The following is a 12,754-nucleotide window of genomic DNA, read 5'->3' on the forward strand; positions in this document are numbered from 1 at the left end:
TCACGCTCACGCCGCCTTCTCCTCGGCCCAGCGCCGCACATGCGGCAGGTCGTCGTCCAGCCAGAACGCGCTCTGCTCGGGGTCCTTCGAGTCGGTGACGACCAGGATCTCCTCGAACTTCGCGCCCGTACCCCGGAATCCGAGGTGCGGCTCGACCGCCCACAGCCCCGGCTGGGGAGGGTGGTCGGAGAACTTGTACGGCGACCAGAGCGGCGACCAGCCGTCCCGGTGGCCGTGCAGCGCGTCGCCGGCCAAGCCCTTCAGCGCCTGGGTGCCGAAGCCGAAGACGTTCGGCGACCAGCGGCGCTCCTTCACCTCGTCGATCTTGTGGGCGATCACGCCGAACGGATACGCGCGGTGCCGGTTGGCGTAGCCCTGGCGGACCATCAGCCGGTCCACGTTCTCGTAGATCTCGCGCAGCGGCCGCTGCTCGCGCACCTCACGCAGGAGGAGCGAACGGTGCGCCTCCAGGTCGGCGAGCAGTCGGTCGTGCACCGGATTGAGGCCGAGGCAGCCCGAATAGCCGATGTCGGCGGTGTAGCCCTTGTAGACCGGGGCCATGTCGAGGATGAAGGGCATCCCCGCCTCCAGGCGCCGGTTGGTGGGGAAGAACTGCAGCGGTATGCGGAAGTTCGCGAACGCGGTGCGGTCGCCGAACCAGGCGAACGGCAGGTGGAACCAGTCCCGCACGCCCCGCTCGCGCAGCCAGTCCCGCTGCATCCGTGCGGCCTCCCGCTCGGTCACCCCCGGCTTGAGCTGGGCGGCCACCGCTTCCGCGCACTCGTACGCCAGGCTCTGCACCTCTCTGAACCCGCGCAGCCGCGTGTCGGGTCGAGCCTTCACTGCCGATGGCATCCGTCCACCCCTGTCGCCCTACGCGTGCGTAACTTGACACTGATGAATGTGACAATGCTCGGCGGCTGCGTCAAGGGTCCTGCGCCGGGCTGTGGACAACGGGCCGGTTGTGGACAACTCCGTCCCCCGCACCGGCGACCCGTCAGCCTCACGTACGGGTTCCCCTACGGGGCCGTACCTCTGGAGTCGGAGACGGATCCAGCCGTCTGGGCTGACGATCCATGTGTCCTGCGCCGCTACCGTCGATGACGTGACTGTGATCGCGACCGAAAGCCTGAGCAAGCGGTTCCCCAGGGTGACCGCGCTTGACCGGCTCTCGTTGGACATCGGCCCCGGTGTGACCGGGCTGGTGGGCGCCAACGGAGCCGGCAAGTCCACGTTGATCAAGATCCTTCTTGGTCTCTCGCCCGCCACGGAGGGCACCGCCGCCGTGCTCGGCCTCGACGTGGCCACCAGCGGCAGCGCCATCCGCGAGCGGGTGGGCTACATGCCGGAGCACGACTGCCTGCCACCCGACGTCTCGGCCACCGAGTTCGTCGTGCACATGGCGCGCATGTCGGGCCTGCCGGCCACCGCCGCCCGCGAGCGCACCTCCGACACCCTGCGCCACGTGGGGCTCTACGAGGAGCGCTACCGGCCCATCGGCGGCTATTCGACCGGCATGAAGCAGCGGGTCAAGCTCGCCCAGGCGCTGGTCCACGATCCTCGACTGGTCCTGCTCGACGAGCCGACCAACGGTCTCGACCCGGTCGGCCGCGACGAGATGCTCGGCCTGATCCGCCGCATCCACACCGACTTCGGCATCTCGGTCCTGGTCACCTCGCACCTGCTGGGCGAGCTGGAACGCACCTGTGATCACGTCGTGGTCATCGACGGCGGCCAGTTGCTGCGGTCCAGCTCCACCAGCGACTTCACCCAGACCACCACCACCCTGGCCGTCGAGGTCACCGACTCCGACACCCACACCGACGGCACGGAGGCGGTGCGCAAGGCGCTCACCGCGGCCGGGCTCACCCTGCATGCCGGGGTGGAGGACGGACTGCCGGGCGCCGGCCACATCCTCCTCATCGAGGCCACCGGCGAGGAAACCTACGACACGGTCCGCGACACCGTGGCCGGCCTCGGCCTCGGTCTCGTCCGGATGGAACAGCGCCGTCACCACATCTCCGAGGTCTTCCAGACCCCGGCGCGGGAGCCGGTCTCCGAACGCGCCGCCGCATGGGCAGCCACCGCGGCCGGCGCCGAGCAGAAGGGAGCCGGTCGCGATGGCAACTGACAGCGCCCAGACCCAGATCCACAACATCGGCTACCGCAACTACGACGGGCCGCGGCTCGGCCGTGCCTACGCCCGCCGCTCACTCTTCTCGCAGTCACTGCGCGGCGCGTACGGGCTCGGCCGCAGCGCCAAGTCCAAGGTCCTGCCGATGCTCCTGTTCGCGGTGATGTGCGTGCCGGCGGCCATCATGGTCGCGGTCGCCGTCACCATGAAGACCGGCCAACTGCCGGTGCCGTACACGCGGTACGCGATCTACCTCCAGGCCGTCATCGGCCTGTTCATCGCGGCCCAGGCGCCCCAGACCGTGTCGCGCGACCTGCGGTTCAAGACGGTGCCGCTGTACTTCTCGCGGCCGATCGAGCGCGTCGACTACGTCCTGGCCAAGTTCGCCGCGATGGCATCGGCCCTGTTCATCATCACGGGCGCGCCCCTGGTGGTCCTCTACATCGGCTCCCTGCTCGCCAAACTCGACTTCGCGGACCAGACCAAGGGGTTCGCCGAGGGGCTGGTCTCGGTGGCACTGCTCTCGCTCCTCTTCGCGGGCCTCGGCCTGGTCATCGCCGCACTGACGCCGCGCCGCGGCTTCGGAGTGGCCGCCGTGATCGCCGTCCTCACCGTCTCCTACGGTGCCGTCTCCGCGGTCCAGGCCATCGCCTTCAACCAGGGCTCCCCCGGCGCGGTCCAATGGCTCGGCCTGTTCTCCCCCATCACGCTCATCGACGGCGTACAGACCGCGTTCCTCGGAGCGAGCTCCAGCTTCCCCGGCGGCCACGGCCCGGGGTCCGGAACAGGAGCGGTCTACCTGCTCGTCGTCCTCGCGCTCATCTGCGGCTCGTACGCCGTGCTGATGCGCCGCTACCGGAAGGTCGGGCTGTGACCACCATCCACATCGACCACACCTCGCGCTGGTTCGGCAACGTGGTGGCGGTCAACGACGTCACCATGACGGTCGGCCCCGGCGTGACCGGACTGCTCGGCCCCAACGGTGCCGGGAAGTCCACCCTCATCAACATGATGGGCGGCTTCCTCGCCCCCTCCACGGGGACCGTGAAGCTCGACGGCGAGCAGATCTGGCGCAACGAGTCCGTCTACAAGAACATCGGCATCGTCCCCGAGCGCGAAGCCATGTACGACTTCCTGACGGGCCGCGAATTCGTCGTCGCCAACGCCGAGTTGCACGGACTCGGCGCCCGCGAGGCCGGCCAGGCCCTGGCCACGGTCGAGATGGAGTACGCCCAGGACCGCAAGATCCAGACTTATAGCAAGGGCATGCGCCAGCGCGTCAAGATGGCGTCCGCCCTCGTCCACAACCCGTCGGTACTGCTGCTCGACGAGCCGTTCAACGGCATGGACCCGCGGCAGCGCATGCAACTGATGGACCTGCTGCGGCGGATGGGAGCCGAGGGCCGTACGGTCCTGTTCTCCTCCCACATCCTCGAAGAGGTCGAGCAGCTCGCCTCGCACATCGAGGTCATCGTCGCCGGACGGCACGCGGCCAGCGGCGACTTCCGCAAGATCCGCCGCCTCATGACGGACCGCCCGCACCGCTATCTGATCCGCTCCAGCGACGACCGCGCGCTGGCCGCAGCCCTGATCGCCGACCCCTCGACCGCCGGTATCGAGGTGGACCTCAAGGAGGGCGCGCTGCGCATCCAGGCAGTCGACTTCGGCCGCTTCACCACGCTGCTCCCGCGGGTGGCCAAGGCGAACGGCATCCGCCTGCTGACGGTCTCGCCCTCCGACGAGTCCCTCGAATCCGTCTTCTCCTACCTCGTAGCGGCCTGAGCGCCTCCAGAAAGGAGCGGTGACGTTCCCATGTACAACCCGACCGTCGCCCGGCTCACCTACCGGGCCCTGCTCGGCCGCCGCCGGGCCGCCATTCTCTTCGTCCTGCCCGCCCTGCTCATCGTGATCTCGGTGGCCGTCCGCTCGTTCAGCGGCGCCGACGACCAGGTCACCGCCGATCTGCTCGGCAGCTTCGCGCTGGCCACGATGGTGCCGCTGATCGGTGTCATCGCCGGCGCCGGCGCGATCGGCCCGGAGATCGACGACGGCTCCATCGTCTATCTGCTCGCCAAGCCGGTGAAGCGGTCGACGATCATCTGCACCAAGCTGATCGTCGCGATCGCCGTCACCATGGCCTTCTCCGCGATTCCGACGCTGATCGCCGGGTTCATCCTCAACGGAAACGGCCAGCAGATCGCGATCGCCTACACCGTGGCCGCCCTCGTCGCCTCCATCGCGTACGCCGCGGTCTTCCTGCTCCTCGGCACCGTCACCCGGCACGCCGTGGTCTTCGGCCTGGTGTACGCACTGGTCTGGGAGTCGCTGTTCGGCAGCCTGGTGCCCGGCGCGCGCACGCTGAGCGTGCAGCAGTGGTCGCTCGCCCTCGCCCAGCGCATCGGCGAGAACGGCGTGATCTCCTCCGACGTGGGCCTGCCGCTCGCGGTGATCCTGCTGGTCGGCGTGACCGCCGCGGCCACCTGGTACGCGGGCCAGAAGCTGCGCACCCTCAAGCTCGCCGGGGAGGAATGACGGGGCCCTGCCTGCCGAGGACGGTGCCCGACGCCAACTGGCCGTCGGGCACCGCCCGTTGAGGAGTGGAAGAGTTGAGGAGTCGAGGAGTGGAGGCCGGTGGGGCCCGGCTGCCTCCGACCGTCTGGGATCACCAGCGGCCGCGTGCGGCTACCTCCGGCGGCGTCGGCGCGGGTCCGGCGGACGGGGGAGCCGGCGTTGAATGTCCGCGACATCCTCGGAGAGATCGGTGAGCCGGACGCTCATCGCGCCCACCACGCGGTTGGTCGCGTCGAGCCGCCGGTCCACCCCGTCCAGGCGGACATCGACGGCTTCGAGCCGCCGGTCCATCGTCTCCATGCGAAGGTCCAGCGACTCCAGCCGCATCGACATCCGCCGCAGCACAGGTCCCAGCTCCTGGAGCGCGGGCCCGATCCGAGCCATGGAGCCCTCCAGATCGGTGACCCTGTGCTCAAGGCCGTCGTAACGGGGGTCGCTCGCGATGACGGTCCGGGGCGCCTCCTCGGTGTCGAGGAGGTAGGTGCGGACACAGCGGGCCACTTCGCTGTCGCGAAGGAGCATGGCTATGTTGAGGACCGCTCGGCGCGTGAAGACCCGGAGGTGCGAGCGGCCCTGTGGATAACTTTCCGCAGGGCTACCGGATGACGTGGTCGTTTTGACCACGTCATCGATGCGCAGCTCATCGCCGGTGAGAGTAGTCATTCCGTTGGCGATCAGCTCTTCGCGATGCCTCCTGACGACGCTGTGCACAGCGTCCTTGTGGACAGCGAAGTACTCGGCGACCCCCTCGGTGGTCACATGCAGTCCATCAGGTAGCAACCGCAACGCCCTGACCTTCTCCAGGACGTCGACGCGTCCCGCGTGGTCGGCGCGCAGGGTGCGCGATTCCAGTAGAGCGACTTCGGATGGCATGGTCGGCCTTCCGTTCGTGGTCGGTGGTGCATGACTTGGACGCCCTGTCCCCGGGCCGCAGGGGTGGAGGTCCGCTCATCTACGCCACTGACTCAATGGCCGGTCCCTTGTCCTGCGACCGGCAATCCTCGAATTCACGAAAGGTACGACGCCACTAACCCCAGTTGCCTCCACGCGCATGGACAACGAGCGGACTTTCGTACAAGTCACGCATCCGGGGAACGTGTGTTGGGAACAAACGTTTCGCCGGAGCCGTCCGGCGTGCTGCCGTCGGCCCCGCCCGCTAGACCGTCCGGTCCCGCGCCGCGAAGAGCCCCACCGCCAGTGCCGCCGCGCACACGCCGAGGACGAGGGCGATCGGAATCGTCCAGCCGCCCGTTGCCTGGTGGACCGCGCCGGCGGCCAAGGGGCCGACCGCGGCCAGGAGGTAGCCGACCGTCTGGGCCATGCCGGAGAGGCGGGCCGCCGTCTGGGCATCGCCCGAGCGCAGCACGATCATGGTGAGGGCCAGGCCGACCGCGCCGCCCTGTCCGATGCCGAGGATCCCGGCCCACAGCCAGGCCCCGCTCACCGGGGCGATCATCAGGCCCGCGTATCCGGCCGCCACCAACGAGGTGACCAGGACGATCAGGGGGCGCTGGCTGCGCATCCGGCCGGCCAGGAGCGGTACGGCGAAGGCGCCCGCCACCTGGATCAGGTTGTTGAAGGCGAAGATCACGCCCGCCGTGGAGCGGCTCATCCCGTGGTCGGTGAAGATCGTCGGCATCCAGGCGATCAGCACGTACGACCAGAGCGACTGGAGGCCCATGAAGAGGGTGACCTGCCAGGCGAGGGCCGAGCGCCACACGCTCTTCCCGGCGGTTCCGGTACCGGAACCGGGCCGGGCGCTCGCCATCCGTACTTCGTGCCCCGTGCGCCCGCGAGCGATCAGTACCTGCGGCAGCCAGGTAACCGCCGCGAGGACCGCGAGCAGGGACCACACCGCGAGGGAGGCCTCCCAGCTGCCGCCGAACGCCTTTTCCAGCGGCACCGAGGACGCGGCCACCAGGGTCGCGCCCGCGATCATCGCGCCGGTGTAGACCGACGTCATCGACGCCGCCCTGTCCGGGAAGTCCCGCTTGATCAGGCCCGGCATCAGCACGTTGAGCAGGGCTATCGCCGTGCCGACGAGCACGCCGCCGCCGTACAGCGCCACCGGCGAGGGCGCCACCCGCACCAGGATGCCGACGGCCAGGAGCAGCAGGGCGAACAGCAGGACGGGTTCGCTCCCGAAGCGGCGGGCGAGCCAGGGCGCCACCAGGGCGCCGAGGCCGAGGAAGAGCACGGGTACCGAGGTCACCAGGCTGCTCGCCGTCGAGGACAGGCCGAACGACTGGCTGATGTCGCTCACCAGCGGCGACACGCTGGCCAGGGCGGCTCGCATGTTCAGCGACGCCAGCACGATCCCGACCAGGAGCACCACCGGATGTGCCAGCAGCGCGCGCCGCGCGGCGCGCGCTGCTGGCGAGGGCCGTACATCGGCCTCGGCATCGGGCAACAGCAGGTGATCGGTATCCGGGCGTGACAAAACAGGCACCTTTCTCGACGTCAGAGCTTGACCAACTTCAGATTTCAGATTTCAGATTTCGTCCGCGCGATCGGGCCCCGACGCCCCGCCCCGCCCCGACGCCCCGCCCCGCCCCGACGACCCATCCCGCCGCGTCGCCACCGCCCGTACCGCTTCCAGTGGCGCGCGCAGCAGTTCGCGTACCGCGCGCTCCGCGGCTGCCGGGTCGCCGCTCTCGATCGCGTCGACCAGGCCCTCGTGGGTGTCGAGGTCGATCGGGGGCATCTCCTCGTCGCGCAGCGAGGTGACGAGGCTTTCGTGCACCTGGACCGAGAAGAACCGATAGACCTCGATGAACGCCGGGTTGTGGGTGGCCCGCACCACGCCCAGGTGGAACGCCATGTCGGCGTCCGCGGCGCGGTCGCCGTGTTCGCGCAGCGTCTGCAGGGCGCCCCGCAGAGCCACCATGTCGGCGGTGTCCCGGCGTTCGGCGGCGAGCCGGGCGGCCTCGGCCTCCAAGGCGACCCGGAGTTCGAGTACGTCAAGGGTGTCGGCGGCGCGGATTCCCTGGAGGACGGCGGAGGGATCGGCCGTCGAGCGTACGAAGGTGCCGTTGCCCTGGCGGGATTCGAGCAGCCCGGCGTGCACGAGGACGCGTACCGCCTCGCGGACCGTGTTGCGGCCGACGGCCAGCTGCTCGGCGAGCTCGTGCTCGGTCGGAATGCGGTCGTCGACCGCCCACTCCCCGTTGGCCAGCTGGGCCTTCAGCTGATCGACCACGGTGTCCACCAGGGACTGCCGTCCCGCCGTTCGCAGAGCCACGCCGTCCCCATTCACCCGGTTGCCCAGTCATCCTACAACTTCAGTCATCCTACAACTTCTCCGGAATGGCTTTCCCTGTGGTGCACAGGGTTCCGCGCCATCATCTAGGGATGGCGACCCTGCTCCACCGTGGCACCGAGCGCTCGCGGCCAGTCCGGTCCTGGGTGCGTTCCACGCCCGGGACCCACATCTGGCTGCTGATCATCGCGATCACCAGCCTCGTCATCCAGCTCTCCACACAGGGCCTGGAACGCTTTCTGCTGCACCGCAACAGCAGCAACATCCACGAGCTGACGCGGCACCCCGTGCAGTCCCTGTTCACCAGCGCGTTCTGGATCGAGAACCCGTCCTCGCTGCTGCTGTACCTGGTGATGTTCGAGGTCGTCCACGGCACGGTGGAACGCTGGCTCGGCACACTGCGCTGGCTCTGCACGGTCACCGTCGGGCACGTGGTGGCGACCCTGATCAGCCAGGAGTACGTCCTGTGGTCGATCCAGAACCAGCATCTGCCCAAGCGGCTCGCGCACGCCATGTCCCATGTCGTGGACATCGGGGTCAGTTACGGGCTCGCCGCGTCGGCGGGCATCCTCGTCTACCGGCTGCCCTACCCCTGGCGCTGGCTCTACCTCGTGGGCGTCCTCGCGTTCTTCGGCATCCCGCTCGCCACCGGCGGTACGTTCACCGACCTCGGCCATGTGACCGCACTGGCCATCGGCTTCGCCTGCCGGCCGCTGACCCGGGGGGTGCCCCCGCGTAAATCGATGGCGCCCAACGACCCCGCGGGGCACAGTGGTTGAGGCAACCGCGCAAGAGGGAAGCGGGCCCGCCGCACGGGGGACGGCACACGGCGGGGCCGCGCGGGGCAGGCATCGGAGCAGCACCGACGACTCCGACGGGCCGCCCGTGAGCGGTTGCCGGGGCGGCCGCTTCGAGCGCGCGTCAGCGCGAGGCCGCCCCTCTGACATGGGTAAGGGGCGCCCGCAATGGCGGACGCCCCTTACCCATGCTCAGCGTGCCCAGTAGGCGGCCCGTGTCCGGCCGGACCGATCAGTTCCGGGCGAGCAGCTCTTCCAGAACCACGGCGATGCCGTCGTCGTCGTTGGACGCGGTGATCTCGTGGGCCACGGCCTTCAGTTCGTCGTGGGCGTTGGCCATCGCCACCCCGTGCTGGGCCCAGCCGAACATCGGGATGTCGTTGGGCATGTCCCCGAACGCGATCGTGTCGGCCGCCTTGCAGCCGAGGCGGCGTGCGGCCAGCGAGAGACCGGTCGCCTTGCTCAGGCCGAGCGGGAGCAGTTCCACGACGCCGGCGCCCGCCATGACCACGTCCACGAGGCTGCCGACGACCTGGCGCGTGATCCTCGCCAGTGCGTCGTCGTCGTACCCGGGATGCTGGATGTAGACCTTGTTGAGGGGGGCCGACCACAGTTCGGTGAGGTCCTCGAAGGAGCGGACCGGAAGCGGGCCCTCCTGGACCTGGTAGCCGGGGCCGACCAGGACGTCGCCGTCGATGCCGTCGCGGCTCGCGGCGAGCGCGAGCGGGCCGATCTCTGCCTCGATCTTGGACAGGGCGAGCCCGGCGAGCTGGCGGTCGAGGGTGACCGAGGTCAGGAGCCGGTGTTCGCCGGCGTGGTAGACCTGCGCGCCCTGGCCGCAGACGGCGAGCCCGTCGTAGCCGAGGTCGTCGAGGATGTGGCGGGTCCAGGGGACCGCCCGGCCGGTCACCACGATGTGCGCGGCGCCGGCCGCCGTGGCGGCGGCCAGCGCGTCACGGGTGCGTTGCGAGACCGATCCGTCGGTGCGCAGCAGCGTCCCGTCCAGGTCGGTCGCGATCAGCTTGTACGGGAACGGGCGGCCCACGGCGGTGCTCACTTGGCGATCGGCTCCAGAACCTCTCGGCCGCCCAGGTAGGGGCGGAGCACGGCGGGGACGCGCACCGAGCCGTCGGGCTGCTGGTGGTTCTCGAGGATCGCCACGATGGTGCGCGGGACCGCGCACAGCGTGCCGTTCAGGGTGGAGAGCGGGGTGACCTTGCTCTTGCCGTCACTGTTGTCGCGCATGCGGACCGACAGGCGGCGGGCCTGGAAGCCGTCGCAGTTGGAGGCCGAGGTCAGCTCGCGGTACTTGCCCTGGGTGGGGATCCAGGCCTCGCAGTCGAACTTGCGCGAGGCCGAGGAGCCGAGGTCACCGGTGGCGACGTCGATGACCTGGAAGGGCAGTTCGAGGGCGGTCAGCCACTGCTTCTCCCAGTCCAGGAGCCGCTTGTGCTCGTTCTCGGCTTCGTCCGGGTGGACGTAGGAGAACATCTCGACCTTGTCGAACTGGTGGACCCGGAAGATGCCCCGGGTGTCCTTGCCGTACGTTCCGGCCTCGCGGCGGAAGCAGGGCGAGAAGCCGGCGTAGCGCAGCGGCAGCTTGTCCGCGTCGATGATCTCGTCCATGTGGTAGGCCGCGAGCGGGACCTCGGAGGTGCCGACCAGGTAGTAGTCGTCCTTCTCCAGGTGGTACACGTTCTCGGCGGCCTGGCCGAGGAAGCCGGTGCCTTCCATGGCGCGCGGGCGGACCAGTGCCGGCGTCAGCATCGGGATGAAGCCGGCCTCGGTGGCCTGGGCGATCGCGGCGTTGACCAGGGCGAGCTCCAGGAGGGCGCCGACGCCGGTCAGGTAGTAGAAGCGCGAGCCGGACACCTTGGCGCCGCGCTCGACGTCGATGGCGCCGAGCGCCTCGCCGAGCTCCAGGTGGTCCTTGGGCTCGAAGCCCTCGGCACCGAAGTCGCGGATGGTGCCGTGCGTCTCCAGGACGACGAAGTCCTCCTCGCCGCCGACCGGCACGTCCGTGTGGACGATGTTGCCGAGCTGGAGGAGCAGGTGCTTGGCGCGCTCGTCGGCGTCGTTCTGCGCGGCCTCGGCGGCCTTGACGTCGCTCTTGAGCTGTTCGGCCTTCTTCAGGAGCTCGGCGCGCTCGTCCGGCGTGGCCTTGGGGATGAGCTTGCCGAGCGACTTCTGCTCGGAGCGCAGCTCGTCGAAGCGGAGGCCCGAGGACCTGCGCAGCTCGTCGGCGGAGAGCAGGGCGTCGACGAGGGCGACGTCCTCTCCACGGGCGCGCTGGGAGGCGCGAACACGGTCGGGGTCCTCACGGAGCAGGCGAAGGTCAATCACCCCTCCAGGCTACCGGTGTGCACTCCCGGCGCCCCACCGGTATATCCGGTGCGCCGATGACGCGCGTGTCCCTTTGTCCGAATTGACCGAATTAGGGAACCTGGCGGTGGAATTCGCGGAGCGCCGGTCGGTGGGCGTCAAGGAAATCGGCGTTATTGCCCGGAAAGGGGCGCTTGCCGGACCGTCGTTGACCGACTCCCTTGCCGCGCACCGGACTTGTCCACAGAAGTGCACGACGCCGGAGACTTATCCACAGGCTGTGTGGAGCGTCTGTGGATTGCGGAAGAGATCATTCCGAAAGCTGCGTGCGGGACCGAGGATTCCCCTCCCAAACCCGTTCCACACACTCATTCGGGTGGGAATTGCTCGCTCTAAAGAGTTGATCAATGTAATTGAGGTGACAGAGGATGTCCTGGCGGCCTGTGGACTGATGTGTCGTCACTAGAGGGATTTGTCGACTGTGTCCGGTTGTGTTGTCGACTTACCCACAGGTCGAGAAGCAGCCCTGTGGATAACTTTGTGGACAACGAAAATCAGCAGGTAGGACCGGTCGCCGGGACGCGGGAGGGCTGGGGAAGAAGCGCCCCGCGAGGCCCCGCGAGGCCCCAGGAACGGGCTCGGACGCGCCCGGCCAACGGGCTCGGACGCGCCTGGGCGAACGGTTCGGACTTCCCTCAGCCGAACGGTTCGGCCCCCCAGCCGAACCGCCTACGCGCGCCCGTCCTGGCAGCGGGCCAGCCACTCCGCCGCCTCGACGAACTCCGCGTCCGAGGTGCCCGCCCGCAGCGCACGTACCTCGCCGGGCATCACCTCGGCCCTGGGGTACGAGCCGAGGAAGCGCACCTCGGGGCAGATCCGCCGCAGCCCCATCAAGGCCTCGCCCACCCGGCGTTCGGAGATGTGGCCCTCGGCGTCGATGGCGAAGCAGTAGTTGCCGATGCCCTGTCCGGTCGGCCGGGACTGGAGCAGCATCAGGTTGACCCCGCGCACCGAGAACTCCTGGAGCAGTTCGAGCAGGGCGCCGGGGTGGTCGTCGCGCTGCCACAGGACGACCGAGGTCTTGTCCGCGCCGGTCGGCGCCGCCGGGCGGGCCGGCCGGCCGACGAGCACGAAGCGGGTCTGCGCGTTCACCGCGTCGTGGATCTCGGTGATCAGCGGCTCCAGACCGTACGTGGCAGCCGCGAACTCGCCCGCGAACGCCGCGTCGTAGCGGCCCTCCTGGACCAGGCGTGCGCCGTCCGCGTTGGAGGCGGAGGACTCCCACAGCGCTTCGGGCAGGTTGGCCTTCAGCCAGTTGCGGACCTGGGGCTGGGCGGCCGGGTGCGCGGTGACGGTCTTGATGTCGGCGAGCGTCGTACCCGGGCGCACGAGCAGCGCGAACTTGATGGAGAGCAGAACCTCGCGGTAGATCATCAGCGGCTCGCCCGAGACCAGTGCGTCCAGGGTCGCGGTGATGCCGCCCTCCACCGAGTTCTCGATCGGGACCAGAGCCGCGGCCGCCTCGCCGCTGCGGACCGCGTCCAGGGCGGCCGGTACGGACACCATCGGGACCAGTTCGCGGGTCGCGGCCTCGGGGAGCGTGCGCAGGGCGGCCTCGGTGAACGTGCCCTCGGGACCCAGATAGGTGTATCGCGTGGCGGACATGCACGT

The 12,754-nt window shown here is 69.5% G+C and carries 12 protein-coding genes; 5 read left to right on the forward strand and 7 right to left on the reverse strand.

The features are described from left to right. Positions 1 to 6: 6 nt before the first annotated feature. Positions 7 to 855, reverse strand: a complete 849-nt coding sequence (locus tag IE267_RS25705; protein ID WP_189764851.1) for a M24 family metallopeptidase — start codon at positions 853 to 855, stop codon at positions 7 to 9. Between the two features lie 256 nt (positions 856 to 1,111). On the opposite strand from IE267_RS25705, the gene IE267_RS25710 reads away from it, so the two are divergent. The 4 genes from IE267_RS25710 to IE267_RS25725 are packed head-to-tail and all read left to right on the forward strand — an operon-like array spanning position 1,112 to position 4,666. After that, complete coding sequence (locus IE267_RS25710) at positions 1,112 to 2,131, forward strand: ABC transporter ATP-binding protein (protein ID WP_229861430.1); 1,020 nt, start codon at positions 1,112 to 1,114, stop codon at positions 2,129 to 2,131. Then, positions 2,121 to 3,008 (forward strand): ABC transporter permease subunit, encoded by an 888-nt coding sequence (locus IE267_RS25715; RefSeq protein WP_189764853.1) that lies wholly within the window; start codon positions 2,121 to 2,123, stop codon positions 3,006 to 3,008. Before IE267_RS25710 ends, IE267_RS25715 begins: the two co-directional genes overlap by 11 nt. Beyond that, positions 3,005 to 3,916: an ABC transporter ATP-binding protein gene (locus tag IE267_RS25720; protein WP_161247855.1), complete on the forward strand. Its 912-nt coding sequence runs from the start codon at positions 3,005 to 3,007 to the stop codon at positions 3,914 to 3,916. Before IE267_RS25715 ends, IE267_RS25720 begins: the two co-directional genes overlap by 4 nt. Positions 3,917 to 3,946: 30 nt before the next feature. Next, positions 3,947 to 4,666, forward strand: coding sequence for an ABC transporter permease (locus tag IE267_RS25725; protein WP_189764854.1), 720 nt, complete (start codon positions 3,947 to 3,949; stop codon positions 4,664 to 4,666). Positions 4,667 to 4,816: 150 nt separating this feature from the next. Here the strand turns inward: IE267_RS25725 and IE267_RS25730 are convergent, their stop codons facing one another. The 3 genes from IE267_RS25730 to IE267_RS25740 form a co-directional block, all read right to left on the reverse strand. Further along, a complete protein-coding gene (locus IE267_RS25730) occupies positions 4,817 to 5,578 on the reverse strand; it encodes a hypothetical protein (RefSeq protein WP_189764855.1) in 762 nt (253 codons plus the stop codon). Positions 5,579 to 5,861: 283 nt separating this feature from the next. Next, complete coding sequence (locus tag IE267_RS25735; protein WP_189764856.1) at positions 5,862 to 7,145, reverse strand: CynX/NimT family MFS transporter; 1,284 nt, start codon at positions 7,143 to 7,145, stop codon at positions 5,862 to 5,864. A 51-nt stretch (positions 7,146 to 7,196) separates the two neighbouring features. Then, the gene (locus IE267_RS25740) at positions 7,197 to 7,946 is read right to left on the reverse strand and encodes a FadR/GntR family transcriptional regulator (protein WP_189764857.1); all 750 of its coding nucleotides are present in this window, start codon (positions 7,944 to 7,946) and stop codon (positions 7,197 to 7,199) included. A 110-nt stretch (positions 7,947 to 8,056) separates the two neighbouring features. On the opposite strand from IE267_RS25740, the gene IE267_RS25745 reads away from it, so the two are divergent. After that, on the forward strand, positions 8,057 to 8,743 hold the full coding sequence (locus IE267_RS25745) for a rhomboid-like protein (RefSeq protein WP_189764858.1): 687 nt from the start codon (positions 8,057 to 8,059) through the stop codon (positions 8,741 to 8,743). A 250-nt stretch (positions 8,744 to 8,993) separates the two neighbouring features. Here IE267_RS25745 and IE267_RS25750 read toward each other — a convergent pair whose 3' ends face one another. From IE267_RS25750 to pheA, 3 genes are all read right to left on the reverse strand, one after another. Beyond that, positions 8,994 to 9,818 carry an HAD family hydrolase gene (locus IE267_RS25750; protein ID WP_229861417.1) on the reverse strand — a complete coding sequence of 275 codons (825 nt, stop codon included), beginning with the start codon at positions 9,816 to 9,818 and terminating at the stop codon, positions 8,994 to 8,996. Beyond that, on the reverse strand, positions 9,815 to 11,104 hold the full coding sequence (gene serS / locus IE267_RS25755; protein ID WP_161247861.1) for a serine--tRNA ligase: 1,290 nt from the start codon (positions 11,102 to 11,104) through the stop codon (positions 9,815 to 9,817). The genes IE267_RS25750 and serS overlap by 4 nt, the downstream gene beginning before the upstream one ends. Positions 11,105 to 11,812: 708 nt before the next feature. Beyond that, positions 11,813 to 12,748: a prephenate dehydratase gene (pheA, locus tag IE267_RS25760; protein WP_161247862.1), complete on the reverse strand. Its 936-nt coding sequence runs from the start codon at positions 12,746 to 12,748 to the stop codon at positions 11,813 to 11,815. Between the last annotated feature and the right edge of the window lie 6 nt (positions 12,749 to 12,754).

Source organism: Streptomyces xanthochromogenes (genome assembly GCF_014650455.1).
Classification (GTDB): Bacteria; Actinomycetota; Actinomycetes; order Streptomycetales; family Streptomycetaceae; genus Streptomyces; species Streptomyces xanthochromogenes.

Coding starts and splice junctions, on each gene's coding strand:
- IE267_RS25705 (WP_189764851.1), bottom strand. CDS start 855: ATGCCATCGGCAGTGAAGGCTCGACCCGACACGCGGCTGCGCGGGTTC.
- IE267_RS25715 (WP_189764853.1), top strand. CDS start 2,121: ATGGCAACTGACAGCGCCCAGACCCAGATCCACAACATCGGCTACCGC.
- IE267_RS25725 (WP_189764854.1), top strand. CDS start 3,947: ATGTACAACCCGACCGTCGCCCGGCTCACCTACCGGGCCCTGCTCGGC.
- IE267_RS25730 (WP_189764855.1), bottom strand. CDS start 5,578: ATGCCATCCGAAGTCGCTCTACTGGAATCGCGCACCCTGCGCGCCGAC.
- IE267_RS25745 (WP_189764858.1), top strand. CDS start 8,057: ATGGCGACCCTGCTCCACCGTGGCACCGAGCGCTCGCGGCCAGTCCGG.
- pheA (WP_161247862.1), bottom strand. CDS start 12,748: ATGTCCGCCACGCGATACACCTATCTGGGTCCCGAGGGCACGTTCACC.